Here is a 24,573-nt window from a genome sequence, read left to right on the forward strand (position 1 = left end):
AGGGCGTCGGGACGCATCCAGTACTCCGCGGTCAGCACGCCGGTGTTGTCGACCTCGAAGGCCTTGTTGTCGGAGAACTGGGCGTACTGGCCGTTGCCGTTGAAGGCCAGCGCCGGGTCGCCGTTGGGCAGCTTGGTCGCGGTCGAGCCGCCGACCACGGTGCCGTTGGTGGTGTTGCCGGTCACGTCGTTGAGACCCTGCAGGAATGCCGACGGGCTGTCCTTCAGAACCGCGGCGCTGTAGGCCGAGTTCGTCGGGGTGGCGGTGGTGGCGGCGGTGGCCGAGGTGGCCAGGGCGGGGACGAGGGCAGCGGCACCGACGGTGGTGGCGGCCAGGGCGAATGCGACAGAGCGGCGCATGGGACTCCTCAAGGTTTTGGAACCGCGTCCGGGGAATGGGGTGTGGTGCGGTTCCTGCTTGGGTCCCGCCAAGTGCCGACGGGACCGTGCCTGCCGAATCAGGACTTATGGCTGGAACAGTACATAAAGGTTTATAACAGGTCAAATCGGACATTTAGGACATGAGACGGCGAGGCGGATCGCCCGGGGAAACGTGTGCCGGGAAACGCCGAGCCGGCCGGCTCAGCCGTCAGCGAGGCAGCGGTAGACGGTCCGGACCCCGACCGACCTGTGCAGCTGCTTCATCAGCGACCCGAAGAACTGGGTCCGGTAGGTCTCGTCGCTCACGGCGTACACGGTGAAGTAGAGGCCGGAGAACGCCGCCAGGAAGGTGGAGACCCGGACCAGCTCGTGGGTCAGCGCGGGGACGGCGTCGAGGAACGGGTGCGGGGGAGTGCCGAGCCAGGCCGTGACCACCTCGGCGTTGATCGCGACGCAGCCGAAGACCACGAAGAACAGGAACATCGCCACGCTGAGCAGGAGCACCTGCAGGGCCTGGGAGATCAGCAGCACCAGCACGAGGTTCGCCTTCGCGAGTCCCGAGACCTGGGCACGCGCGATCAGGACGGCGTCGTCGTACCGCGCCGCGCACTCGACCGCGTCCTCGGCCAGCGGGGTGCCCGCGCAGGCGGCGATCAGGCCCTCGCCGGTCATCCCGTCGTCGACCCGGTCCAGCTCCTCGGGCAGGCGGACCAGCAGGAACGCCACCGCCACCAGGGCGAACAGCAGCACCGCGACCCAGAGCACGCCGTCGTCGAGCGAGGAGGCGACCTGCCACACCTCGGTGTTGATGAACAGGAAGGTGACGAAGAGCAGCAGCAGCGGGAGCGCCCGGGTCACCAGCGGGAGCAGCAGGCCGAGCGAGGAGAAGGTGCGACCGACGGCCCAGCGGGCGACCGGACCGGCGTACAGGGCCCGCAGCGCGTAGGCGACCAGCGGGACCACCGAGGCCAGCATCGCCGCGAGCACGGCCACGCTCAGGTCGTCGTTCCAGTACGCCGTCGCTCCGCCCGCGACCGCGGCGAACACGGCAGCGACCCCGCCGAGGACGACGAGGCGACGGTGCCCCAGCCGGGTGCGGACCGTCGCACGGGTGCTGTCGACGAAGTACGGCAGGCCGCGGCTGTCGAACCAGTTCTCGGCCGCGGTACGACGGGTCTGCGGATTCGTGGCCATGGCCCCAGCACGGTACGACATCATCGGCCCCATGACTCGTGATCAGCGCTTCGCCGGCCGCCGTGTCCTCGTCACCGGAGCCTCCGGCGGTGTCGGGGGCCAGGTCTGCGAGCTCTTCCGCGCCGAGGGCGCGACGGTGCTCGGCATGGACGTCGTCCCGTCCGACGGCGTGATCCAGGGCGACCTCTCCGACCCCGCGTCGATCGCGGCGGTGGTGGCGCAGGTGAGTGCCGAGCTGGGCGGTCTCGACGTGCTCTGCAACGTCGCCGGCGTGCAGACCTTCGCCAAGCTCGAGGACCTCGACGCCGACCTGCTCCGCCGCCACCTCGACGTCAACGTCGTCGGGCCGGTGCTGCTCACGAAGGGCTTCGCCGGGGCTCTGGCCGAGTCCGGCGGCAACGTCGTCACCGTCGCGTCGATCTCCGCCCTGATGGGCCAGCCCTACAACGCCGCCTACTGCGCCAGCAAGGCCGGCGTGCTGCTGGCGATGCGGGCGCTCGCGGTCGAGCTCGCCGGCCGCGGCATCCGGGTCAACTGCGTCTCCCCGGGCGGCATCGACACCCCGATGATCGAGGGCGCGGCGCACAGCCTGCCCGCCGACGTCGACTGGAACCTCATCGCCAAGAGCCAGAGCGTGATCCCGGGCTTCATGCCGCCCTCCGACGTGGCCGAGTCGATCCTCTTCCTCGCCTCGGACGCCGCCCGCTCGATCACCGGCGCGAACCTCGTCGTCGACCGCGGCGTCATCTGGTAGCCGTTCGGACGCACAGCCGGACCACAGCCGTCGCACACCGGCGGCCGAGGCTGGCGGCGCAGGCTCGGTTCCGACCACGAACGGGAGGAACCCAGTGACCGAGAACAACGAGCACACGCCACCGCTGCCGCCGGCGCAGCCCGAGATCCAGCCCCAGGTCCAGCCCCAGGCCGCCCGGCCGTCCTGGCTCACCCGGAGCCGGCTGATCGCCGCGGGCGTGATCTGCGGCGTCTTCCTCGGCGGCGGCGCCGTCGGGTACGCCGTCGGCAGCGCGGGCGTGGACGACGGCGGCGGCCACGGGCGCTTCGCCGGCCCCGGCGGTCCGCCGGGGGACGGCCAGGGTGACTTCCGGGGCGACTTCCGGGGTGGCTCCCCAGGTGGGGACCAGGACGGGCAGGGCTTCAGCGGTCAGGCCCCGAGCGGCGAGGACGTACCCGGGGCCACCACCAGCTGAACGGGCCGGATCAGCCGCGCAGCGCGGCCATCCACTCCTCGATCGCGTCCGGGTCGCGAGGCAGCGCCTCGGAGAGGTTCCGCGACCCGGACGCGGTGACGACGATGTCGTCCTCGATCCGGATCCCGACGCCGCGCAGCTCCTCGGGAACCAGCAGGTCGTCCTCCTGGAAGTACAGACCGGGCTCGACGGTCAGCACCATGCCCTCGGCGAGGGTGCCCTCGGCGTAGGTCCCGGGCGCCGCGACCGCGCAGTCGTGCACGTCCATGCCGAGCATGTGGCTGGTGCTGTGCAGCGTCCAGCGGGCGTAGACCCGGCTGTCCGGCGCGAGTGCCTCCTCCGCCGAGCAGGGGAGCAGCTTCATCGACTCCAGCGCGTGCACGATCACGTCCATCGCCGCGTGGTGCGGGTCCTTGAAGTGCACGCCCGGGCGGATCGCGTCGATGCCGGCCTGCTGCGCCTCGAGCACCACCTGGTAGAGCTCGCGCTGGATCCCGGTCCAGCGGCCGTCGACCGGGATGGTCCGGGTGACGTCGGCGGTGTAGAGCGACGACGCCTCGGCGCCCATGTCCAGCAGCACCAGCTCGCCCGGCGTGATCGGCCCGGAGTTGTCGATCCAGTGCAGCGTCGTCGCGTGCCGGCCTCCGCCGACGATCGAGTCGTAGCCGATGTCGTTGCCCATCGCCCGGGCCCGGCGGAAGAAGGTGCCCTCGATCCAGCGCTCGCCGAACTGCAGGACCCGGTCCCACTCGCGGACGCTGTCCTCGAAGCCGAGCGTGGTGATGTCGCAGGCCTGCTGGAGCTCGCCGACCTCCCACTCGTCCTTGACCAGCCGGAGCTCGGAGAGCACCCGGGCGAAGTCGTCGTCCCGGGCCGGGTCGCTGCCGACGAGCTTGTCGACCTGCGCGTCGACGCCGCGCAGGACCCGCGTCTTCGCGGTGCCCTCGAGCACGCCGGGCAGGTCGTCGATGTGCCGGGTGGCGATGCCGAGGGAGTCGGAGATCTCGCCGAGGGAGGGCCGGCGCCCGGCCCAGAGCTCGCCGTACCGGCGGTCGCGGAAGAACTCGTCGGTCTCCCGCGACGCCCGCGGCCGCGCGTACAGGGTGGCCTCGCCGCCCTCGATGACCAGCACGGCGTCGGAGGTCTGGTTGCCGGTCAGGTGGGTGTGCGCGGTGTCGGAGCGGAACCGGTAGTCGGTGTCGTTGGCGCGGACCTTGAAGCCGCCCGACGGGACCACCAGGCGCTCGCCCGGGAACAGCTCGGCCAGGCGTGCCCGGCGCGCGGCCGCCCACGGGGTCACCGGGTGCGCGGGCAGGTCGAGCTCGCGGTCGCCCCACCCGGTGCGCATGAACGTCGCGTACTTCTCGGGCACCGGCTGGTCGTGGCTCTCGGTGCGGGGCTGGGTCTCGGACTCGTTCTTCTCCTGCATGCCGCCCACTGTACGACGACATATCAGGACGCTTCGCCCCACTTTCGGCGCCGGTCCGGGGCCGTTCTTCCCGCGCCCGCCCACTAGGCTTCCCCCATGCATCGCCGCCGGTCCGACGTCGCCTTCACCACCTGGGTGGGCATCGTCATGCTCGCCGGCGCCGCCGTGATGGCGATGGTGCTCTTCCTCGCCGGCGCCCCGCAGGCGATCGCCTTCGGCGTCGTGCTGGCAGCGATCCCGGCGGCGGCGCTGATCGCCGTCTACCTGTGGCTGGACCGCTACGAGCCCGAACCGAAGCAGCTGCTGCTGCTCGGGCTCGGCTGGGGTGCTTTCGTGGCCACCAGCGCCGCGCTCTTCCTGCAGGCGTTCGACGCCTTCGCGCTCGGCTCCAGCGAGGCGGTGCAGTCGGTCCTGGTCGCGCCGCTGACCGAGGAAGCGGTCAAGGGCTTGTTCATCCTGCTGCTGCTGGTCTACCGGCGTGCCGAGCTCGACGGCATCCTGGACGGCATCGTGTACGCAGGCATGGTCGGCATCGGCTTCGCCTTCACCGAGAACATCCTGTACCTGAGCCAGGCCTACATCGGGACCGACGACCACGTCGGCGGCATCGAGGGCGCCGTCTTCCTGTTCGTCGTCCGCGGTGTGTTCAGCCCGTTCGCGCACCCGTTCTTCACCGCGTTCTTCGGCATCGGGATCGGCGTCGCCGTCGGCAGCCGGTCCCGCGTCGTCCGGGTGGTCGCCCCGGTGCTCGGCTACCTGGTCGCCGTCGGCGCGCACGCGCTCTGGAACGCCTCGATGCTGCTGAACGGCGGGGACGGCGCGCTCGGCGTCTACCTGCTGCTGATGGTCCCGGCGTTCCTGGCGTTCGTGGCCTTCGCGGTCTGGTCGCGCCGCCGCGAGGGCGTGCTGCTCGCGACCTCGCTCACCGACTGCGCCCGGCGCGGGTTCCTGGAGCCGGCCGAGGTGCCGTGGCTCAGCCGGATCCCTGCACGCCGGGCCTGCCGCCGGCACGCGCGCGAGGCCGGCGGTCCGGGCGCCCTGGAGGCGATGCGCGCCTACCAGGGCGAGGCGATCGAGCTCGGCTTCCTGCACCACCGCTACCTGCGCGGCACCGCGCCGGCCGGCTACCAAGAACTAGGAGAGGCGCACGTGCGTCGCATGATCGAGCTTCGCCCGCGCCTGATCTGGCCCGGCAGCAGCACCCCGTCGATGGCGGAGGCGGTCCGATGAGCGAGTCGGCACTGAGCGGGCAGAACGCGGCCCGGCTGGTGACCACCCTGGTCCGGGTGCGCGAAGCGCTCCAGGACGCGAACCTGCCGCTGGAGATCCCGGACGTCGAGTCCGCCCGCAAGGACCGCCTCGAGCTGATCGACCAGCTCGAGGACTACGTGCTGCCGCGGCTGATCCAGATCGACGCACCGCTGCTCACCGTCGTCGGCGGCTCGACCGGCGCCGGCAAGTCCACCCTGGTCAACTCCCTGGTGGGGGAGCGGGTCACCGAGCCGGGGGTGCTCCGGCCGACCACGCGCTCGCCCGTCCTGGTGCACAACCCGGCCGACGCCGACTGGTTCGACAAGGCCCGGATCCTGCCGGACCTGGAGCGCACCACGAGCGCCGCGAACCACACCGGCGCCCTCCAGCTGGTCTCCTCCGAGGCGATCCCGCGCGGGCTCGCGGTCCTGGACGCCCCCGACATCGACTCGGTCGAGGAGCAGAACCGCGTCCTGGCCGCCCAGCTGCTCGGCGCCGCGGACCTCTGGCTCTTCGTGACCTCGGCCGCCCGGTACGCCGACCAGGTCCCGTGGGAGTTCCTCAAGCAGGCGGCGGCTCGGAGCGCCTCCGTCGCGATCGTGCTCGACCGGACCCAGCCGGAGGCGATCGCCGAGGTCAGCGGCCACCTGGCTCGGATGCTCACCGCGCGCGGCCTGCGCGACTCCCCGCTCTTCATCGTGCCCGAGGGCCAGGTCGACGATCAGGGCCTGCTCCCGTCGCGGTCGGTCCGCGAGATCCGCGGCTGGCTCAGCTCCCTGGCCGCCGACTCGACCGCGCGCGACTCCGTCGTGCGCCAGACGCTCGAGGGCGTGATTCGGACGTTGTCGACGCGGACCTCGTCGATCGCGGACGCGTGCCACGACCAGGTCGACATCGGTGCCCGGCTCCGGCAGGACGCCTCGCTGGCCTACGCCGCGGCGATCGACGAGATCGACCGCGCGTCCGCGGACGGCTCGCTGCTGCGCGGCGAAGTGCTCTCCCGCTGGCAGGAGTTCGTCGGGACCGGCGAGCTGCTGCAGTCGCTGGAGTCCAAGGTCAGCTGGCTGCGGGACCGCGTCTCCAACGCGGTGAAGGGCCAGCCGCAGCAGGCCACCAAGGTCACGGTCGCCGTCGAGTCCGGGCTGCAGACGCTGGTGCTCGAGCACGCGGAGGCGGCGGCCGAGCGCGCCGACGCCGCCTGGCGGGCGCTCGCGGCCGGACGGCAGCTGCTCGACGGCCACGACGTCGACCTCTCGCGCGCCTCCCGCGACTTCCGCTTCCAGGCCGAGCGCGCCGTGCGCGAGTGGCAGGCCGCGGTCGTCGAGATGGTCCGCACCGAGGGGGCCGACAAGCGGTCCACCGCCCGCTACCTGGCCTTCGGCGTCAACGGCCTCGCCGTCGCCCTGATGATCGTCGTGTTCGCCTCCACCGGTGGCGTCACCGGCGCCGAGGTCGGCATCGCCGGCGGCTCCGCCGTGCTCGGTCAGAAGCTGCTCGAGGCGGTCTTCGGCGACCAGGCCGTACGCCGGCTCGCGGCCGAGGCCCGGTCCGACCTGAACCGGCGGATGGAGTCGCTGCTCGACGGCGAGGTAAGACGCTTCACCGACCTGGTCGATGCGCTCGGGATCTCGGACACGGCCGAGGAGGAGCTCCGCGCCGGCGCCCGCCGGATCGACGATCTCCGCTTCGCCGGCCACACCGGCTGAGATCGGTACGCTGAACCCTGCCGGGTCGTACCCGGCCCTAGTCCACTGCGTCTGTTTGAGGGAGCCATGACGTCCTTGATCGAGGGTGCCAAGAAGTTGGTCACCCGCGGGTCCGACATCTCCGACCGCGTCCTGGCGCTGGGGTCGGCGGTGACGGCGGCACGAGGACACCTCGACGACGCCGTGCTGGACCAGGCCGAGCAGGTCGTCACCAAGGCCGGCGAGCGCCTCCGGCTCTCCGCCGACCACACCGTGGTCGCGCTGGGCGGTGCCACCGGCTCCGGCAAGTCCTCCACGTTCAACGCGCTCGCCGGGCTCGACCTGGCCTCGGTCGGCGTACGGCGCCCGACGACGTCGTGGGCGACCGCCTGCACCTGGGGCTCGACCGGTGCCGAGGAGCTGCTCGACTGGCTGGGCATCCCGCCGCGGCACCAGGTGGTCCGGGACTCGATGCTCGACACCGGGCGGGAGAAGAAGGACCTGGAGGGCCTGGTCCTGCTGGACCTGCCGGACCACGACTCGACGGAGGTCGCGCACCACCTCGAGGTGGACCGGCTGGTGAAGCTCGCCGACCTGCTGGTCTGGGTCCTGGACCCGCAGAAGTACGCCGACGCGGCCGTCCACGACCGGTACCTCAAGCCGCTCGCGTCGCACAAGGACTACATGCTCATCGTCCTCAACCACATCGACGAGGTGGCCGAGGACCGTCGCGCCGGGATGGTCGCGGACCTGCGCCGGCTGCTGGACCTCGACGGGCTCGAGGGCGTCACGCTGATCCCGATCTCGGCCCGGGAGGGCATCGGCGTCGACGAGCTGCGCCGCACGATCGTGTCGCGGGTCGCGGACAAGGCGGCGACGCGGGCGCGGATCTCCACGAACATCACCGAGGCGGCCGACGCGATCGCCGCGTACAGCGGGCTGGAGAAGGCGCCGCAGCTGACCGACGCCGACCAGCAGGAGCTGCGCGAGGCGGTGGCCGACGCCGCGGGCGTCCCGGTCGTCGTGGCCGCGGTCGAGAAGGCGGCGCTGGTGCGCACCAAGCGGGCGACCGGGTGGCCGGTCACCTCCTGGCTCTCCCGGTTCCGGCCGGACCCGCTGCGCCGTCTCGACCTGGACGTGCGCGAGACCGGGCGCGACGTGGTCGCGAAGGCGCGGACCGCGCTCCCGGACGCGCACCAGGTCCAGATCGCCCGGGTCGACTCGGCGGTGCGCGGCCTCTCCGACCAGCTGGCCGAGCACCTGACGCGGCCGTGGTCGATGTCGCTGCGCCGTGCCTCGATCGCGCGGCTGCCCGAGCTGGAGGTCCGTCTCGACCAGGCCGTCGCGGCGACCGACCTCGGGGTCGCGAAGGTGCCGCTCTGGACGCGTGCGGTCCGCGGGCTGCAGTGGCTGCTGCTGCTCGCCGCCCTGGTCGGCGGGCTGTGGCTCCTCGCCCTGGCGCTCGGCGACTTCCTCCGTCTCCCGGACATCTCCAGCCCGGAGTACGCCGGCGTCGCGCTGCCCACGATCCTGCTGGTCGGTGGGATCGGGCTCGGGCTGCTGCTCGCGCTGGTGTGCCGTCTGCTGGTGCGTCGCAGCGCGAAGCGCCGGGCCCGGAAGGCCGAGCAGCGCCTGCACGGCGCGATCGACGAGGTCACCGACGAGCTGGTGCTCGCCCCGCTGAGCCGGGTGCTCGACGCCTACCGGACGACCGCCGACGGCCTGCGCACCGCGCGCGGCTGACCGTCCCCAGGCCGCCCTGGGACGGACTCGTCCACAGGGCTGTCGTCCGCTGCTGCGGAGGCGCCGCCGGCCCGCACATCCTGCTGTCCTGACCAACGGACCAGGAGGAGTGAGATGAACGAGTCGTACATCACGTTGCAGGGCTGGGTGGGCAACGACGTCGACGTGCGCGAGGTCGGGGACACCACGTGCGCGTCGTTCCGGGTGGGCTGCACGCCGCGGTTCCAGCGCGGAGGCGTGTGGGTCAACGGCGACACGTCGTGGTTCACGGTGAACTGCTGGCGGTCGATGGCGCGCAACGTCGCCGAGTCGGTCCGCCGGGGTGACGCGGTGGTCGTGCACGGCCGCGTGAAGGTCGACGTGTGGGAGCGCGAGGGGATGCCGCCGTCGGTGGCGTGGATCGTCGACGCGACCTTCGTCGGCCACGACCTGACCAAGGGCACCAGCTTCTTCACCAAGGCGCAGCGGACCGCCGCGTCCGATCCCGGGGAGGCCGAGGCCCTCAAGGAGGTCATCCACTCCTACGACCCGGTCGGCCCGCGGCTGGACGACGACGGCCAGCAGGTCGCACCTGCGGCCTGACCCGATTCCGCGGTCCGGGCCTGCGGCCCGTAGGCTTCGGCACCATGGGTGAGTACGTCTACACGTTGCGCAACGTCCGCAAGGCTCACGGCGACAAGGTCGTGCTCGACAACGTCACGTTGTCGTTCCTGCACGGCGCCAAGATCGGCGTCGTCGGCCCGAACGGCACCGGCAAGTCGACCCTGCTGAAGATCATGGCCGGCCTGGAGAAGGCCAACAACGGCGACGCGATCCTCGACCCCGGGGCGACCGTCGGCATGCTCCAGCAGGAGCCGCCCCTGACCGAGGGCAAGACGGTCCTGGAGAACGTCCAGGAGGCCGTCGGCGAGATCAAGGGCAAGCTCGACCGGTACAACGAGATCTCCGAGGAGATGGCGAACCCGGACGCGGACTTCGACACCCTGCTCGCCGAGATGGGCGACCTGCAGACGGACCTGGACCACACCAACGCCTGGGACCTGGACAGCCGGCTCGACCAGGCGATGGACGCGCTGCGCTGCCCGCCGCCGGAGGCGATCGTCGACAACCTCTCCGGTGGTGAGCGCCGCCGGGTCGCGCTGTGCAAGCTGCTGCTCCAGCAGCCAGACCTGCTGCTGCTCGACGAGCCCACCAACCACCTCGACGCCGAGTCGGTCCAGTGGCTCGAGGGCCACCTGAAGACCTACCCGGGCGCCGTCCTCGCGATCACCCACGACCGGTACTTCCTGGACAACGTCGCCGAGTGGATCCTCGAGCTCGACCGCGGCAAGACGCACCCCTACGAGGGCAACTACTCCACCTACCTGGAGACCAAGAAGGACCGGCTCAAGATCGAGGGTCAGAAGGACGCCAAGCGCGCCAAGATGCTCGAGAAGGAGCTGGAGTGGGTCCGCTCCAACGCCAAGGCCCGCCAGACCAAGAGCAAGTCCCGTCTGGCCCGGTACGAGGAGCTCGCGGCCGAAGCCGACAAGGCCCGCAAGATCGACACCGCCGAGATCAACATCCCGCCGGGTCCGCGGCTGGGTGACGTCGTGCTCGAGGCACACGACCTGACCAAGGGCTTCGAGGACCGGACGCTGTGGAACGACATCTCGTTCACGCTGCCGCGCGCCGGCATCGTCGGCATCGTCGGTCCGAACGGCGTCGGCAAGACGACGCTCTTCCGGATGATCACCGGCAACGAGACCCCGGACTCGGGCTCGCTGAACGTCGGCCAGACGGTCAAGATCTCCTACGTCGACCAGAGCCGCGGCGGCATCGACCCGAACAAGAACGTCTGGGAGGTCGTCTCCGACGGCCTGGACTTCATCAAGGTCGCGAACTTCGAGATGAACTCGCGCGCCTACGTGGCCTCGTTCGGCTTCAAGGGACCCGACCAGCAGAAGAAGGCCGGAGTCCTCTCCGGCGGTGAGCGCAACCGCCTCAACCTGGCCCTGACGCTCAAGCAGGGCGGCAACCTGCTGCTCCTCGACGAGCCGACCAACGACCTCGACGTGGAGACGCTGTCGTCGCTCGAGGACGCGCTGCTCGACTACCCGGGCTGCGCGGTGGTCACCTCGCACGACCGGTGGTTCCTGGACCGCATCGCCACGCACATCCTGGCCTGGGAGGGCACCGAGGAGAACGAGGGCCACTGGTTCTGGTTCGAGGGCAACTTCGCGTCGTACGAGGAGAACAAGATCGAGCGCCTCGGCGTCGAGGCGGCGCGACCGCACCGGGTCACGCACCGGCGGCTCACGCGCGACTGAGCGCGCGCAGCGCGCTCAGTCGCGCGTGAGCCTGCTCGTCGAGCCTGTCGAGACGGCGTGACCGAGGCAGGGCCGCGCAGCGCGCTCAGTGCCCCGGGCGGATGTCCTCGAAGGCGGGGTTCTCGGCGACCAGCTGGTCGCTGACCGCGTTCATCACCCGGCCGAGGGCGGCGAAGTCCGTCGCGGAGGCGAGGTCGACGAAGTGCTCGCGCACGCCTGTCACGTGGGTGTGCGCGGCCTCGACGAGCAGGTCCCAGCCGGCCTGGGTCATGGTGGCGTCGACACCGCGCTTGTCGTCGGGCGAGGCTGTCCGCTCGACGAGGCCGACCTTCTCCATCCGGCTCACGGTGTGGGTGACGCGGCTGCGGGAGTGCTGCATCGACTCCGCGATCTGTGCCATCCGCAGGGTGCGGTCCGGAGACTCCGAGAGCCGCACCAGGATCTCGTACTCGCCCAGGGAGATGCCGTGGGCCTGACGGAGCTCGCGGTCGAGCGTGTCCATCAGCAGCGTCGTACCGACGATGTAGGCCCTCCAGTCGGCCTGCTGGCCCGGGTCCAGCCACCGCGTCTTCGCTGTGCTCATCTTCCGGAGTGTAGGGGGAGCGCGTCCGGGAATAGCCGATCGACAGTGTTAGTTGAAATTTCTACAAAGGCTTGCTAGAGTTCCTAACAAGTTGAGAGTTCAACTAAAACCCCGAGGAAGAGGCAGACACATGACCACCACCGCCCCCACCGGCATCGTCACCGGCACCTGGACCATCGACCCGAGCCACTCCGAGGTCGGCTTCACGGTCCGCCACCTGATGACCAAGGTCCGCGGTCAGTTCGAGAAGTTCGAGGGCAAGGTCACGACCGGCGAGACGCTGGATGCGACCACCACCGAGGCCACCATCGACCTCAACTCGGTCAACACCCGCGACGCCCAGCGTGACGGCCACCTGCGCTCGAGCGACTTCTTCGACGTCGAGAACAGCGGCCCGATGACCTTCGTCTCGACCGGCTTCGACGGCAGCACCGCCAAGGGCAACCTGACCATCAAGGGCATCACCCGTGAGGTCGAGCTCGACGTCGAGTTCCTCGGCATCGAGAACGACGCCTACGGCAACACCCGGATCGGCTTCGAGGCCGAGACCGTGATCGACCGCAAGGACTTCGGCGTCGACTTCGACATCCCGCTCGACGGCGGCAAGCTCCTCGTCGGCAGCAAGGTGAACATCACCCTGAGCATCCAGGCCGTGCTCGACCAGGCCTGATCCCGCCGAACCGCTTCGGCAGCACGAAGGCCCCGGACCTCACGGTCCGGGGCCTTCGTCGTCCTGCGCTGGTCGAGGAGGGCGCTCGGCGCCCGTCTCGAAACCGTCAGATGCGCTCGAGGATGAGCGCCATGCCCTGGCCGCCGCCGACGCACATGGTGATGAGGCCGGTGGTCTTGTCGTGCCAGTCCAGCGAGTTCAGCATCGTGTTCTGCAGGCGGGCACCCGTCATGCCGAACGGGTGGCCGACCGCGATCGCGCCGCCGTTGACGTTGACCTTGTCGAGGTCCAGGCCCAGGTCCTGGTACGACGGCACGACCTGCGCCGCGAACGCCTCGTTGATCTCGGCGAGGTCGATGTCGCCGATGGTCATGCCGGCGTGCTTCAGCGCCTGCTTGGTCGCCTCGACCGGGCCGAGGCCCATGATCTCGGGCGAGAGGCCGGAGACACCGGTGGAGACGATCCGGGCCAGCGGCTTGAGGCCGAGGTCCTTGGCCTTCGTGTCCGACATGATCACGACCGCGGCGGCGCCGTCGTTCAGCGGGCAGCAGTTGCCGGCCGTCACGACGCCGTCGGGGCGGAACACCGGCTGCAGCTGCGAGACGGCCTCGTAGGTGACGCCCGCACGCGGCCCGTCGTCGGCGGAGACGACGGTGCCGTCGGCCAGGGTGACCGGGGTGATCTCGCGGGCCCAGAAGCCGTCGTTGATCGCCTTCTCCGCCAGGTTCTGGCTGCGCACGCCGAACTCGTCGAGCTCCTCGCGCTTCAGGCCGCGCATCCGGGCGACGTTCTCCGCGGTCTGGCCCATCGCGATGTAGACGTCCGGGAGCAGGCCGTCCTCGCGCGGGTCGTGCCAGTCCTTGCCGCCGGCCGCGTACTCCTCGGTGCGCTTCTGCGCGTCCTCGAACTTCGGGTTCTTGGTGTTCGGGATGTGGTCCGACGTGCCGAACTGGTAGCGCGACACCATCTCGACGCCGGCGGAGATGTAGACGTCGCCCTCGCCGGCCTTGATCGCGTGGAACGCCGACCGGGTGGTCTGCACCGACGACGCGCAGTAGCGGGTCAGCGTGGTGCCGGGGATCTCGTAGCCCATCAGCGTGGTCACGATCCGGGCCATGTTGTTGCCCGCCTCGCCACCCGGGAGACCGCAACCGAGGATGAGGTCGTTGACCTCGTTCGGGTCGAGGCCGGGGATCTTGTCCAGCGCGGCCTGGGTGATGAAGGCGGTGAGGTCGTCCGCACGGAAGTCCTTGAGGGACCCCTTGTTCGCGCGGCCGATGGGGGTGCGGGCCGCGGAAACGATCACTGCCTCAGGCATCGTGGATTCTCCGATCTTCGTCAGGGTGAGGGTGGCGCGCCGATGGGGTCCACCGGGCTGCCTCCGTGCAGTGTAGAACCCGTTCTGGTGGAAGGATCAGGGACGTGCGTCACACCACCGAGCTCCCGATGCGCTGGGCCGACATGGATCTGCTCCAGCACGTCAACAACGTCACCTACGTGGACTACCTCCAGGAGGCGCGGATCGACATGTTCGCCGCGCACCCCGAGTTCCGGGGAGGGGAGGAGCTCGCCGAGGGCGTGGTCGTGGTCCGCCACGAGCTGGAGTTCGCGGCTCCGCTGAAGTTCCGCAAGCGCCCGATCCTGGTCGACTCCTGGATCACCGAGGTCCGGGCGAGCCGCTTCACCGCGGCGTACGAGGTGTACGACACGGTGCTCGACGAGAACGGGGCCGAAGACCGGGTCGTCTACCTCCGGGCGTCGACGGAGATGGCGCCCTTCGTGTTCGCCACCGAGCTGCCCCGCCGGATCGCGCCCGAGGAACGCGCCGTCCTGGAGCGGTACGCCGAGCCCGCCGAGCGGCGCGAGCGCCTGACCGCCGCGGGCTCGTCGCGGCACGTCTACCCGCTGCGGGTCCGCTGGTCCGACGTCGACGCCTACCGGCACGTCAACAACGTCAAGTACATCGAGTACCTCCAGGAAGCCCGGATCGCCTACATGATGTCGGTCCACCAGGAGGGGGACGAGTTCGGCCAGTTCGTCGTCGCCCGCGTCGACGTCGACTACCGGCGACCGATCATGTTCCGGCTGGCGCCGTACCAGGTGCACTCCTGGATCAGCCACGTCGGCCGCACGTCGTTCGTCTGCTCCCACGAGATCCGCGACGGTGACGAGGTGCTCGCGAGCGCCCAGGTCGTCGCCGTCGGCTTCGACACCACCGCGCAGCGGGCGGCTCCGCTCCCGCCGACCCACCTGGCCCGGCTGACCGAGCAGCTGGAGCTGTCCGGCCTCGCGTGAGCCCGAGGTTCGCCTCAGCCCTCGGGCGTGTTCACCATGAACTGCGCCGCGTGGGTGACGTAGTCCCAGAACTGGGCGTCCTGCTCGGGGGTCAGCGCGACCGCGTCGAGCGCCGCCCGGAAGTGCCGCAGCCAGTGCTGGGCCGCCGTCGGGGTGACCGGGAACGGGGCGTGCCGCATCCGCAGCCGCGGGTGGCCGCGGGTCTCGGAGTACGTCGTCGGCCCGCCCCAGTACTGCGCCAGGAACAAGGTGAACCGCTCGGCGGCGGGAGCCAGGTCTGCTTCCGGGTACATCGGCCGGAGCAGCTCGTCGCCGGCCACGCCCTCGTAGAACCGGGCGACGATCGCGGAGACGGTCTCCATGCCGCCGATCTCGTCGTAGAAGGTGGCCGCCGGTTCGCTGGTCATGCCGCCATTGTGCCGACCCGGTGTCAGCGGAGCGCGGCGAGGTAGCGCTCGGCGGTGCGCAGCTCGCGGCGTCGCGACTCCCAGGTGACCGCGACGGCGAGCAGGACCACCCCGACCGTGCCCAGCGAGATCCACCGGGGGAGTCCTTCGACGACCGGCCCGAGCTGCCGGACCGCCAGCACCGCGAGCGTGCCGGAGCCGGCCAGGAAGGGCGCCGCCCAGTGCCGGCCGATCCCTGCCGCCAGCGCGGCGACGGCTGCGCAGCCGAGCAGGGCGGCGCGGACCGAGACGGGCTCGTCGAGGACGATCAGCAGCGAGGGGAGCAGCGCCAGGGTGAGGCCGCTGCCGAGTGCCCGGATGCTGCTGACCTCGGTGTCGGCGAGCATGCGGCGGACGCCGGCGACGAGGAGAAGTGCGGCCGCGGGTGCGGTCGCGAGCTCGGGGAGCGCCAGGTCGGCGTCGACCCGCAGGAGCGCCGCGAGTCCGAGGACGGCCGCGCCGAACCAGGCGATCTGGTCGCGGTCCCGCTCCAGCACCGCCACCAGGGCGACCGCCGTCCCGACGATGGTGAGTACCACGGTGACCGTGGCGTCGTGGACCGGGAAGGTCGCCGCGGCGAAGCCGGTGACCAGTGCGGTGAGCTCGACGGTGATCCGTTCGGCCGCACCCCGGCAGACCCGGGCCGCGAGGACGCCGGCGACTGCCGCGACCAGGGCGAGCGCGACACCGGCCGCATCGCCCTGGCCGCCGAGCGGGTAGACGGCGTGCGTCGCGGCGAAGCCCGCGGTGAGGACGACGCCGGCGCTGAGGACCGCCCGTTCGACGGCCCCGCGGGTGCGTGCGGTCGCGAGGGCGAGGCCGGCGGCGACGGCCGCGGCCAGGAGCGCGGCGAGCAGGTGGGAGGGGACGGCCAGGCGCAGCCCGACGACGACGAGGTAGCCCGCCAGGGCGATCGCGGCCGGCGCCCAGGCGCCGCGCACCGTGGCGGCACCGAGCCCGAGGACCGCGAGGACGATCGCCCAGGCGCCGACGGCGACCGCGAGGATCGGTCCCGTCTCGAGCAGGGCCGTGACCACGCCGAGTGCCAGGACCGCGGGTCCGAGCACGGTCGCGGTGCGGAGTGCGGTGAGCCGGGCGTCGGGGTCGGGGAGGAGCGAGCCGAGGGCCAGGCCCGCGACGACCACCACGGCGGCGACGAGGATCGCGGTCCACGACGACGGCCCGGTGATCAGCAGCTCGGGCAGCCGGTAGCCGAGGTTCGCCGCGTCCGCGGGCGCTGTCGTGGGCAGGTCGGAGAGCAGGCCGAGGGGACGCGCGAGCAGGTAGCCGGTGGCGGCGACGAACCCCAGGACGGTCAGCACGGTGGCGGGCAATGACCAGGTGCGGGCCAGCAGGACGGCAGCAGCGGCGAGCGCGGTCACCACTCCGGCGGCGACCAGCAGCTCGGTGTCGGCGTTCGAGCCCGGCCCCAGCACGAAGAGGACCAGGGTGACCTCGGCCGCGCCGGCGGCGACCAGCCGGCCGACGTCCGGGACACGGGGGATGACGGTCGCTGTGCCCGCGAGCGCCGCGGCGGCGAGAAGGGGCCAGCCGTGCAGGTCGCCGTACCAGGTGGCGGGGGTGGTGCCGTCGAGCCGGTCGAGGCCGAGCACCAGCAGGACCGCCCAGCCGAGGACGGCGACGGCGCCGACGGTGACGGTGGTCCGGCGCAGGCCGAGCGCCGCGGCGGTCCCGGTGAGAGCGGCGAGCGCGACGACCGAGATCGTGGTGGGAAGGGCGGGGGAGGAAGCCGTCCAGGCCTCGGCGGCGCTGACCAGCAGGGTGCCGGCAGCGGTGGTCAGCGCCGGGACGACCAGCTCGCCGAGCTCCGTACGACGCCCCCAGGACGCCACCCCGAGACCGAGCGCGACCAGCGACCCGCCGAGCACGGCGGCGGCGTGCCGGGACTCCAGGGCGTCGTACCCGAGCAGTCCGGCGTTGTAGGCCGCGGTGAGGTCGACGGTCACGAGCGCCGCGACCAGCGCCCAGAGCGTCTCGGCCGCGCCGCGCAGGCCGCGCCGGGTCAGCCGGACCGCGACCGCGCCGACGCCGAGCGTGACCGCGCTCAGGATCGCGGCGCGGGTGCCGAGCCCGAACGAGCTCCACGCCACCGCGACGAAGACGACCGCGGCGACGAACAGGCAGAGGCCGCCCACGGTGAAGAGCACGACCGGGACCGAGGCCGAGGGAAGCGTGCGGGCCCGGGGCGGCGTGGGTGGCAGCGGAGGTGCCTTCGGGAGGGCCGCGGCCGGCGCCGGCTCCTGGACCCGCAACCTCTCGACGAGGCCGTCGGCGGCCAGCATGGTCTGCCAGAGCTCGGCGGCGAGCGGTCCGGTCAGGCGCAGGTCGCAACCGGTGCAGGTGCCGGTGCCGTCGAGGGCGGCACGGCAGTCCGGGCAGATGCTGGGATCGGCGAGGCGGCTCATGGGTCCATGCTGGCGTCCCGGCCGGTGCGGCGGTATCGGTTCGCGCACCCGTCTCCCGTGGGTACGGGTACTCAGGGCCGCCTCAGGACTGGCTGGGGTCGTTCCACACGGTGCGCTGCGGCATCGGCATCGCGATGCCCTCCTCGTCGAAGCGGATCTTCACCCGCTCGCGCATCTCGCGGGCGACCAGCCACTGCTTCTGCGGCAGCGTCTTGAGGGTGACCCGGACGACCACCGAGTCCGGGCCGAGCGACTGCACGCCCCAGACCTCGGGCTCCTCGATGATCTTGTCCCGGAAGCTCTCGTCGGTCCACAGGTCGTGCGCGATCTCCTTGAGCAGCCGGCGGACCCGGACGACGTCCTCCTTGTAGGAGACCGCCACGTCGAGCACCGTCCGGGACCAGTTCTGGCTCTGGTTGCCGACCTTGAGGATCTCGCCGTTGCGGAGGTACCAGACGGTGCCGTCGACGTCGCGCAGCCGGGTCACCCGCAGGCTCACGTCCTCGATGGTGCCGGAGACGTCCCCGAAGGTGACCGAGTCGCCGACGCCGTACTGGTCCTCGAAGATCATGAAGATGCCGGAGAGGAAATCCTTCACCAGGCTCTGCGCGCCGAAGCCGAGCGCGACGCCGATGATGCCCGCGCTCGCGATCAGCGGCGCGATGTTCACGCCGACCTCGGCGAGCACCATCATCGCCACCACGGCCGCGATCACGCCGGTGGTGATGCTCTTCAGCAGCCCGCCCATCGTCTTCGCGCGCTGCGCCCGGCGGTGCACGGCGTTCTCGCCGGAGGACTCCCCGAAGGGGCCGCGGGCGAGCCGGTCCGGGAGCACCCCGGCGGACGCGCGGTCGACGAGCCGGTCGATCACCTTGACCAGAACCCAGCGGCCGACGACGCCGAAGACGATCAGCCAGAAGATGGTCAGCGGCTTGCCGATCACCCAGGCCGCCGCGTGCGCGAGGGCGGCGTTGTCGGTCCAGTCGTAGACCACCGCACACGTCCAGCTCTCGTCGCGGCCGCGGACGCAGGTCGGGGGCATCTCGAGCATGCTGGTCAGCAGGGGAGGAGCGGGGAGCATGTGACGGAGGCTACGCGAGGATCCCGGCTGCCGAGGTGCTCGACCACGCTCACCGTGAGTATCCTGCACGTGTGATGACTCACCCGGCCCCGCAGAAGTCCCGCGCCGTCGCCCGGCGTCTCGTCGCCGCACTCTCGGTCGGGATCCTGGCCTCGGTGCTGGTGCCTGCAGCTGCGATCGCGGACACCCCGGAGTCCTGGCCGATCGCCCCGCCCGTCTCGGGCCTGCAGTTCCTGGTCGTGCTCTTCCTGATCCCGGCCGCGCTGTTCATCGTGATCACGCTGCTCGCGTCGCTGCCGTCGATGATCAGCGACAAGGGTTACGAGCCGGGTCAGTCCTGGCGTTCGGAGGCCGAGTGGTTCGGCGGTCCGAGCAAGGGCGTCGAGGGAGCCGAGACGGCCACGCCGGCCGAGATCGAGGCCGCCGACGCCGAACGGGGTGGCACCAGTGGCACGTGGTGACGGGTTCTCCGACGACCAGCGCTACGAGATCGATCGCGCCATCCGCGCGGCGGAGACCGTGTGCCGCTACGAGTTCTCGGTCTACGTCGGCGCGTCCGACGGCGAGGGCGGCCCGTTCGCCCAGCGCCTGCACGCGTCGCTGATCGCGCCCTCGCGCAGCATCCTGATCATGGTCGACCCGGCCGCGCGGCTGCTCGAGATCGTCACCGGCTCCGTCGTACGACGCGAGCTCTCGGACGACTCGGTGCGCCTCGCCGCGGTCGCGATGCAGTCCGCCTTCGCCCAGGGCGACCTGCTCGGCGGCATCACCCGCGGCGTCGCCCAGCTCGCCGACGCGGCCCGCAAGCCCGTCACCCTGCACGCCTGAGCCTGGTCGTTCCGGGTCCCGGCCGCCGAGGCGATCAGCTGGCGCTGATCCCCTCGGCGTCCTTCGCCTGGCCCTTGAGGTACCGGGCGACGTCGGCGCGTCCCTCGGCGACGTAGCGCGTCGCGGCCGGGTTGGCCGAGGTGGTCTCCAGCCAGGCGTCGACCTGTGCGAGCAGTGCCTCGGAGGCGAGCGGCCGCGGGAACAGCCCGGCGAGCGCGGTGGCGGCCTTGTGCGTCCCGAGGTGCTCCCACATGTTCTCGGCGGCCTCGAGGTACTTGGCCACGTACGGCTCCAGCACCTCGTCCTGGCCGCCTGCCTGGAAGGCGAGCACGATCGAGCGGTGGGTCTCGTTCGGCGTGTCCGCGTTCACCACGGTGGCGTCCCACGCGGCCGCCTTCGCCTCGGCGGTCGGCTGTGCGGCACGGGCGGCGGCCGCGTGCTCCTGGCCCGAGATCGTGCTGTCCGAGACGAGCTCGCTCTCGATCCGGTCACCGACGCGGCCGCGGCGGGCGAGCGCGGTGATCAGCACCCAGCGCAGGTCCTGGTCCACCGCCAGTCCGTCGAAGGTCAGCCCGCCGTCGAGCAGCGCCTCGAGGTCGGCCAACGCGCTCTCGCTGCGCGCGGCACCGGCGAAGGACCGGGCGAAGGTGAGCTGCTGGTCGCTGCCGGGGGCGGCATCGGCGAGCAACGAGCGCAGGCCCTGCTCCCACTGCGCCTGGAGCGCCGGCCGGGTCGCGGGCGCGGAGAACGAGTTCACCGCCTGGGCCGCGTAGTCCGGGATCCGGCTGATGCCCCAGGGGTCGGTCTCGTTGCCGATGTTGGCGAGCACCAGGTGCACGAAGTCGGTGGCGCTCATCTCGGCGTCGCGGGTCATGTCCCAGGCCGCGCCCCAGAGCAGCGCACGGGTGAGCGAGTCGTCGAACAGGGAGAGGTCGGCGATCGCGGTGCCGAGCGAGCGCTCGTCGAGCCGGATCTTCGCGTAGGTCAGGTCGTCGTCGTTGAGCAGCAGCAGCTCGGGCTGCTTGGTCCCCACCAGCTCCGGGACCTCGGTGCGCTCACCGGCGACGTCGATCTCGATCGAGGAGCTGCGCATCAGGTGACCGCGCATGTCCTCGTCGGCGAACTCCTCGTACAGGCCGATCGCGATGCGGTGCCGGCGCAGCGTGGGCCACGCCGGGTCCGCGGTCTGCACGACCGCGAAGGAGGCGTAGTTGCCGTCGGCGTCCAGGGTGAATTCCGGCGTCAGGGTGTTGACGCCCGCGGTCTGCAGCCACTCCTTGGCCCAGCCGTCGAGCTCGCGGCCGGAGGCCTTCTCCAGCGCGACGAGCAGGTCGGAGAACTCCGAGTTCGCGTACGCGTGGTCCTTGAAGTACTGCCGCAGGCCGGCGAGGAACGGCTCCAGGCCGACCCAGGCGACGAGCTGCTTGAGCACCGAGGCGCCCTTGGCGTAGGTGATCATGTCGAAGTTGACCTCGACCGCCTGCAGGTCGTAGTTGTCCGCGGCGATCGGGTGCGTGCTCGGCATCTGGTCCTGCCGGTAGCCGGTCTGCTTGCGCGCGTTGGCGAAGCCGGTCCAGGAGTCGGTGTACTCGGTGGCCTCGACCTCGGCGTGGTAGCAGGCCCACTCGGCGAAGGACTCGTTGAGCCAGAGGTCGTCCCACCACTTCATGGTGACGAGGTCGCCGAACCACATGTGCGCCATCTCGTGCAGGATCACGCTGCAGCGGAACTCGTAGAACGAGCGCGGCTGGCGGCTGCGGGGGAGGTACTCGTCGCGCAGCGTCACGCAGCCGGCGTTCTCCATCGCGCCCATGTTGTACTCGGGGACGTAGAGCTGGTCGTACTTCTCGAACGGGTACGGGAAGTCGAAGGCCTCCTCGAAGAACTCGAAGCCCTGCTTGGTGAGCTTGACGAGCTCGTCGCGGTCGAGGAACTCCACCAGCGACTGACGGCAGTAGTGACCGAGCGGGATGGTGCCGTTCTTGCCCTCGTAGACGTCCTGGACCTCGTGGTACTCACCGGCGACGAGCGCGGTGATGTAGGTCGACATCTTCTTGGTCGTGGGGAATCGCCAGACGGCCGTGCCGGCGCCGAGCGCCTCGGGCTGCGGGGTCGGCGCGTTGGAGACGACCTTCCAGTGCTCCGGTGCGGTGACGTGGAAGGTGAAGACGCTCTTCAGGTCGGGCTGCTCGAAGGTGGTGTAGACGCGGCGGGCGTCCGGGACCTCGAACTGGCTGTAGAGGTAGACGCGGTCGTCGACCGGGTCGACGAAGCGGTGCAGGCCCTCGCCGCTGTGGCTGTAGGCGCAGTCGGCGCGGACGACGAGCACGTTCTCGGCCCGGAGGTCGTCGAGCTGGATCCGGCTGTCCGCGTACGCCGTCGCGGGGTCGAGCGCGACGCCGTTGAGCGTGATCTCGTGGATCTCGGCGCCGACCAGGTCGGCGAAAGTGCTCGCGCCGGGCTCGGTGCAGGTGAAGTCGATCGTCGTCGTGGAGGCAAAGGTCTTGTCGCTGGTCGTGAGGTCGAGCTCCACGGTGTAGGAGCGGACTTCGAGCAACCGGGCGCGGGTCTGCGCCTCTTCGCGAGTGAGATTGGTACCAGGCATGCGAGGATCATGTCACCCGCGCGGAAGTCCGTTTTCAGCGCATCGGCGCCGCCGGAAAACTACATCGTTGTAACGGCGTGTCGCACCGTTGTAGTTCGTGACTTCTGGTAGTCAGAGTGACAGGAGTTGCTCTAGCGTGCGGGTGTGCACACCCGTCGAACGACTCTGCCTGCGCTCTTCGTGGCGCTCCTGGCCGCCCTGTTCTCGGTGGTCGTGCACGTCCCGAGCGCCCAGGCGAGCTCGACGATCCTCTGCCGCGGGTTCACCGGGTGCGCGAACGCCGGCTACTCGAGCTTCGGCTACGCCCCGGTCTACCGGCAGATGTGGTGGCGGATGTACGCCGGCCACAACTGCACCAACTACGTCGCCTACCGGATGGTCAGCCGCGGGATGTCCGCGACCCGGCCCTGGTCCGGCAGCGGCGACGCCCGCAACTGGGGCGTGGTCTTCAGCTCCAAGGTCAGCCAGACCCCGGCGATCGGCTCGGTGGCCTGGTGGAGCTCGAACCACGTGGCCTACGTGCAGCAGATCATCGACGCGAACACGATCGTGATCTCCGAGGACCACTACGGCGGCGACTTCGACTGGCGCCGGATCACCCGCGCCGGCGGCGGCTGGCCGACCGGGTTCATCCACCTCAACGACGAGGTCCTGTCCGCCACGACCGCGCCCACCTGGGCCGCGGGCCTGGTCGGGGGCGCCCCGAAGGTCGGCCTGACGATGAAGGTCAACGCCGGCACGTGGGTGAAGGCCACCTCGGTGGCGGTGCAGTGGCTCGCCAACGGCGCCGCGATCCCCGCCGCGACCGCCCTCAGCTACGTCCCGACCGCGGACGTGCTCGGCAAGCAGATCGCGGTCCGGGTGACCGCGAGCGCGCCCGGCTACCAGGCCGGGACCGCGACCACGACGCTCACCAAGGCGACCAACCCGGGCACGTTCACCGCCGCGGCGCCGCCGGCGATCACCGGGATCGCGAAGGTCGCCGGGACGCTCTCGGCGTCGACCGGGAGCTTCGCGCCCGCCCCGGCGTCGTACACGTACTCGTGGGCGGCCGACGGTGTGGCCATCCCGGGCGCGACCGCCCCGACGCTGGTGCTGCCGGCGAGCGCCCTCGGCAAGACGATCACGGTCACGACGACCGCCCGGCGACCCGGCTACCTCGACCGTGCCGGTGTCTCCACCGCGACCGCGAAGGTCGGCCCCGAGAAGATCACGCTGGGCCGCGAGCCGCAGCTGACCGGCTCGGAGTTCGTCGGCCGTCGGCTGACGGTCAACCCCGGCGTGTCGACCCCGGCCGACGTCGCGGCCGGCTACGTGTGGATGCGCGACGGCGTGGTCGTGCCGGGGCAGGTGCAGAACAGCTACCCGCTCGGCTCCGCCGACGTCGGTGCCCGGATCTCGGCCCGGGTCACCTACGCCAAGCCCGGCTACACCACGGTCGTCCGGACGCTCGCCGCGCGCGGCCCGGTGCGGTCCTTCCCGCGGATCTCGGTGGTCTCGCGCGGCCACCGCAGCCTGACCGTGTCGGTCAAGGCGCTGGGCGTGGACACCGTCCGCGGCCAGGTGGTCGTCCGGACCCCGTCGGGATCCCGGCGGACGCTCACGCTCGTCCGGGGCACAGTGACCTTCACGGCCCCCTGGATCTACGCCGGTACCCGGGGCTTCGCCGTCGACTACCTCGGCTCCTACCTGGTGACGACGGGCACCGCGGCCAAGCAGGTCGTCGTCAGGTGAGCCGTTCCGGACTTTGGTCCGGTTCTGCGGAATAACCCGCCGGGGACGGTCGGTTCACCCTTCATGACTGCTTCCGGCACGGCCGATTTCTGGTTCGACCCGCTCTGCCCGTTCGCGTGGATCACCTCCCGCTGGATCCTGGAGGTCGAGCAGGTGCGCGACATCGACGTCCAGTGGCACGTGATGAGCCTGGCGTACCTGAACCAGGACAAGGACATCCCGGAGAGCTACCGCGAGCTGCTCGCGCCGGCCTGGGGCCCGGTCCGGGTGCTGATCGCCGCCTCGCAGCGCCACGGCGACGACGTCCTGTTCCCGATGTACAACGCCTTCGGCACCCGCATCCACCACGACAAGCGGGCCATCGACCGGGCGCTGGTCGAGGAGGTGCTCGCCGAGGTCGGGCTCGAGCCCGAGCTGGCCGACGCGATGGACGACAGCTCTTACGACGAGGACGTCGCCAAGTCGCACCACGCCGGCATGGACCGGGTCGGCGACGAGGTCGGCACCCCGACGATCGCGGTCAACGGCACCGCGTTCTTCGGCCCGGTGCTCACCCGGATCCCGCGCGGCGAGGAGGCCGGGAAGCTCTGGGACGCGGCCGTCACGCTCGCGGCGTACCCGCACTTCTTCGAGCTCAAGCGCAGCCGCACCGGCGACCTCAGCTTCGACTGAGACCCCGGTACCCGCCGCGGTGCGGGCCCGGCGC

Annotated in this window: 22 protein-coding genes; 13 read left to right on the plus strand and 9 right to left on the minus strand. The window is 71.3% G+C overall.

Translation table 11 applies throughout. The annotated features are described in order from the left end of the window. Together AB4Y76_RS09165 and AB4Y76_RS09170 are read right to left on the minus strand one after the other, a co-directional pair. Positions 1-359 (minus strand): hypothetical protein (locus tag AB4Y76_RS09165; protein ID WP_441924397.1); only part of this gene is annotated, 359 nt, incomplete at its 3' end. A 222-nt stretch (positions 360-581) separates the two neighbouring features. Then, complete coding sequence (locus AB4Y76_RS09170; RefSeq protein ID WP_441924399.1) at positions 582-1,574, minus strand: hypothetical protein; 993 nt, start codon at positions 1,572-1,574, stop codon at positions 582-584. A gap of 31 nt (positions 1,575-1,605) precedes the next feature. Here AB4Y76_RS09170 and AB4Y76_RS09175 point away from each other — a divergent pair, with 31 nt between their 5' ends. Further along, entirely contained in the window at positions 1,606-2,328 is a 723-nt protein-coding gene (locus AB4Y76_RS09175) for an SDR family NAD(P)-dependent oxidoreductase (protein ID WP_441924401.1), read from the plus strand. 94 nt (positions 2,329-2,422) lie between these two features. Continuing rightward, complete coding sequence (locus AB4Y76_RS09180; RefSeq protein ID WP_441924403.1) at positions 2,423-2,782, plus strand: hypothetical protein; 360 nt, start codon at positions 2,423-2,425, stop codon at positions 2,780-2,782. A gap of 10 nt (positions 2,783-2,792) precedes the next feature. On the opposite strand, the gene AB4Y76_RS09185 is transcribed toward AB4Y76_RS09180, so the two are convergent. After that, positions 2,793-4,211, minus strand: a complete 1,419-nt coding sequence (locus AB4Y76_RS09185) for an aminopeptidase P family protein (RefSeq protein WP_441924405.1) — start codon at positions 4,209-4,211, stop codon at positions 2,793-2,795. Positions 4,212-4,307: 96 nt separating this feature from the next. On the opposite strand from AB4Y76_RS09185, the gene AB4Y76_RS09190 reads away from it, so the two are divergent. The 5 genes from AB4Y76_RS09190 (at position 4,308) to ettA (ending at position 11,199) form a co-directional block, all read left to right on the plus strand. Continuing rightward, a complete protein-coding gene (locus AB4Y76_RS09190; RefSeq protein WP_441924407.1) occupies positions 4,308-5,441 on the plus strand; it encodes a PrsW family intramembrane metalloprotease in 1,134 nt (377 codons plus the stop codon). After that, the gene (locus tag AB4Y76_RS09195) at positions 5,438-7,168 is read left to right on the plus strand and encodes a dynamin family protein (RefSeq protein WP_441924409.1); all 1,731 of its coding nucleotides are present in this window, start codon (positions 5,438-5,440) and stop codon (positions 7,166-7,168) included. The genes AB4Y76_RS09190 and AB4Y76_RS09195 overlap by 4 nt, the downstream gene beginning before the upstream one ends. 66 nt (positions 7,169-7,234) lie before the next feature. Then, positions 7,235-8,890 carry a GTPase gene (locus AB4Y76_RS09200; protein ID WP_441924411.1) on the plus strand — a complete coding sequence of 552 codons (1,656 nt, stop codon included), beginning with the start codon at positions 7,235-7,237 and terminating at the stop codon, positions 8,888-8,890. Between the two features lie 114 nt (positions 8,891-9,004). Continuing rightward, a complete protein-coding gene (locus tag AB4Y76_RS09205) occupies positions 9,005-9,472 on the plus strand; it encodes a single-stranded DNA-binding protein (RefSeq protein ID WP_441924413.1) in 468 nt (155 codons plus the stop codon). A gap of 44 nt (positions 9,473-9,516) precedes the next feature. Then, entirely contained in the window at positions 9,517-11,199 is a 1,683-nt protein-coding gene (gene ettA / locus AB4Y76_RS09210; RefSeq protein WP_441924415.1) for an energy-dependent translational throttle protein EttA, read from the plus strand. Between the two features lie 85 nt (positions 11,200-11,284). Here ettA and AB4Y76_RS09215 read toward each other — a convergent pair whose 3' ends face one another. Beyond that, complete coding sequence (locus AB4Y76_RS09215; protein ID WP_441924417.1) at positions 11,285-11,782, minus strand: MarR family winged helix-turn-helix transcriptional regulator; 498 nt, start codon at positions 11,780-11,782, stop codon at positions 11,285-11,287. 130 nt (positions 11,783-11,912) lie between these two features. On the opposite strand from AB4Y76_RS09215, the gene AB4Y76_RS09220 reads away from it, so the two are divergent. Further along, on the plus strand, positions 11,913-12,452 hold the full coding sequence (locus tag AB4Y76_RS09220; protein WP_441924419.1) for a YceI family protein: 540 nt from the start codon (positions 11,913-11,915) through the stop codon (positions 12,450-12,452). 106 nt (positions 12,453-12,558) lie between these two features. On the opposite strand, the gene AB4Y76_RS09225 is transcribed toward AB4Y76_RS09220, so the two are convergent. Further along, entirely contained in the window at positions 12,559-13,770 is a 1,212-nt protein-coding gene (locus AB4Y76_RS09225; RefSeq protein WP_441924421.1) for an acetyl-CoA C-acetyltransferase, read from the minus strand. 104 nt (positions 13,771-13,874) lie between these two features. Between AB4Y76_RS09225 and AB4Y76_RS09230 the strand changes: the two genes are divergently transcribed. After that, on the plus strand, positions 13,875-14,747 hold the full coding sequence (locus tag AB4Y76_RS09230) for an acyl-CoA thioesterase (RefSeq protein WP_441924423.1): 873 nt from the start codon (positions 13,875-13,877) through the stop codon (positions 14,745-14,747). Between the two features lie 14 nt (positions 14,748-14,761). Here AB4Y76_RS09230 and AB4Y76_RS09235 read toward each other — a convergent pair whose 3' ends face one another. The 3 genes from AB4Y76_RS09235 to AB4Y76_RS09245 form a co-directional block, all read right to left on the minus strand. Beyond that, a complete protein-coding gene (locus AB4Y76_RS09235) occupies positions 14,762-15,154 on the minus strand; it encodes a globin (protein WP_441924425.1) in 393 nt (130 codons plus the stop codon). A 23-nt stretch (positions 15,155-15,177) separates the two neighbouring features. Beyond that, on the minus strand, positions 15,178-17,619 hold the full coding sequence (locus tag AB4Y76_RS09240) for an SCO7613 C-terminal domain-containing membrane protein (RefSeq protein WP_441924427.1): 2,442 nt from the start codon (positions 17,617-17,619) through the stop codon (positions 15,178-15,180). An 82-nt stretch (positions 17,620-17,701) separates the two neighbouring features. Beyond that, on the minus strand, positions 17,702-18,700 hold the full coding sequence (locus AB4Y76_RS09245) for a mechanosensitive ion channel family protein (protein WP_441924429.1): 999 nt from the start codon (positions 18,698-18,700) through the stop codon (positions 17,702-17,704). Between the two features lie 74 nt (positions 18,701-18,774). On the opposite strand from AB4Y76_RS09245, the gene AB4Y76_RS09250 reads away from it, so the two are divergent. Together AB4Y76_RS09250 and AB4Y76_RS09255 are read left to right on the plus strand one after the other, a co-directional pair. Further along, positions 18,775-19,161, plus strand: a complete 387-nt coding sequence (locus AB4Y76_RS09250) for a hypothetical protein (protein ID WP_441924431.1) — start codon at positions 18,775-18,777, stop codon at positions 19,159-19,161. After that, positions 19,148-19,528 (plus strand): DUF5130 family protein, encoded by a 381-nt coding sequence (locus AB4Y76_RS09255; RefSeq protein ID WP_441924433.1) that lies wholly within the window; start codon positions 19,148-19,150, stop codon positions 19,526-19,528. The genes AB4Y76_RS09250 and AB4Y76_RS09255 overlap by 14 nt, the downstream gene beginning before the upstream one ends. A 34-nt stretch (positions 19,529-19,562) precedes the next feature. On the opposite strand, the gene pepN is transcribed toward AB4Y76_RS09255, so the two are convergent. Next, on the minus strand, positions 19,563-22,133 hold the full coding sequence (pepN, locus tag AB4Y76_RS09260; RefSeq protein ID WP_441924435.1) for an aminopeptidase N: 2,571 nt from the start codon (positions 22,131-22,133) through the stop codon (positions 19,563-19,565). A 144-nt stretch (positions 22,134-22,277) separates the two neighbouring features. Between pepN and AB4Y76_RS09265 the strand changes: the two genes are divergently transcribed. Both AB4Y76_RS09265 and AB4Y76_RS09270 read left to right on the plus strand, forming a co-directional pair. After that, a complete protein-coding gene (locus tag AB4Y76_RS09265; protein WP_441924437.1) occupies positions 22,278-23,867 on the plus strand; it encodes a CHAP domain-containing protein in 1,590 nt (529 codons plus the stop codon). A 63-nt stretch (positions 23,868-23,930) separates the two neighbouring features. After that, entirely contained in the window at positions 23,931-24,539 is a 609-nt protein-coding gene (locus AB4Y76_RS09270) for a mycothiol-dependent nitroreductase Rv2466c family protein (protein WP_441924439.1), read from the plus strand. Positions 24,540-24,573 lie beyond the last annotated feature (34 nt).

Source organism: Marmoricola sp. RAF53, from assembly GCF_052114005.1.
Lineage (GTDB): Bacteria > Actinomycetota > Actinomycetes > Propionibacteriales > Nocardioidaceae > Marmoricola.

Coding starts and splice junctions, on each gene's coding strand:
- AB4Y76_RS09170 (WP_441924399.1), bottom strand. CDS start 1,574: ATGGCCACGAATCCGCAGACCCGTCGTACCGCGGCCGAGAACTGGTTC.
- AB4Y76_RS09175 (WP_441924401.1), top strand. CDS start 1,606: ATGACTCGTGATCAGCGCTTCGCCGGCCGCCGTGTCCTCGTCACCGGA.
- AB4Y76_RS09185 (WP_441924405.1), bottom strand. CDS start 4,211: ATGCAGGAGAAGAACGAGTCCGAGACCCAGCCCCGCACCGAGAGCCAC.
- AB4Y76_RS09190 (WP_441924407.1), top strand. CDS start 4,308: ATGCATCGCCGCCGGTCCGACGTCGCCTTCACCACCTGGGTGGGCATC.
- AB4Y76_RS09195 (WP_441924409.1), top strand. CDS start 5,438: ATGAGCGAGTCGGCACTGAGCGGGCAGAACGCGGCCCGGCTGGTGACC.
- AB4Y76_RS09200 (WP_441924411.1), top strand. CDS start 7,235: ATGACGTCCTTGATCGAGGGTGCCAAGAAGTTGGTCACCCGCGGGTCC.
- AB4Y76_RS09205 (WP_441924413.1), top strand. CDS start 9,005: ATGAACGAGTCGTACATCACGTTGCAGGGCTGGGTGGGCAACGACGTC.
- ettA (WP_441924415.1), top strand. CDS start 9,517: ATGGGTGAGTACGTCTACACGTTGCGCAACGTCCGCAAGGCTCACGGC.
- AB4Y76_RS09215 (WP_441924417.1), bottom strand. CDS start 11,782: ATGAGCACAGCGAAGACGCGGTGGCTGGACCCGGGCCAGCAGGCCGAC.
- AB4Y76_RS09220 (WP_441924419.1), top strand. CDS start 11,913: ATGACCACCACCGCCCCCACCGGCATCGTCACCGGCACCTGGACCATC.
- AB4Y76_RS09225 (WP_441924421.1), bottom strand. CDS start 13,770: ATGCCTGAGGCAGTGATCGTTTCCGCGGCCCGCACCCCCATCGGCCGC.
- AB4Y76_RS09235 (WP_441924425.1), bottom strand. CDS start 15,154: ATGACCAGCGAACCGGCGGCCACCTTCTACGACGAGATCGGCGGCATG.
- AB4Y76_RS09240 (WP_441924427.1), bottom strand. CDS start 17,619: ATGAGCCGCCTCGCCGATCCCAGCATCTGCCCGGACTGCCGTGCCGCC.
- AB4Y76_RS09245 (WP_441924429.1), bottom strand. CDS start 18,700: ATGCTCCCCGCTCCTCCCCTGCTGACCAGCATGCTCGAGATGCCCCCG.
- AB4Y76_RS09250 (WP_441924431.1), top strand. CDS start 18,775: ATGACTCACCCGGCCCCGCAGAAGTCCCGCGCCGTCGCCCGGCGTCTC.
- pepN (WP_441924435.1), bottom strand. CDS start 22,133: ATGCCTGGTACCAATCTCACTCGCGAAGAGGCGCAGACCCGCGCCCGG.
- AB4Y76_RS09270 (WP_441924439.1), top strand. CDS start 23,931: ATGACTGCTTCCGGCACGGCCGATTTCTGGTTCGACCCGCTCTGCCCG.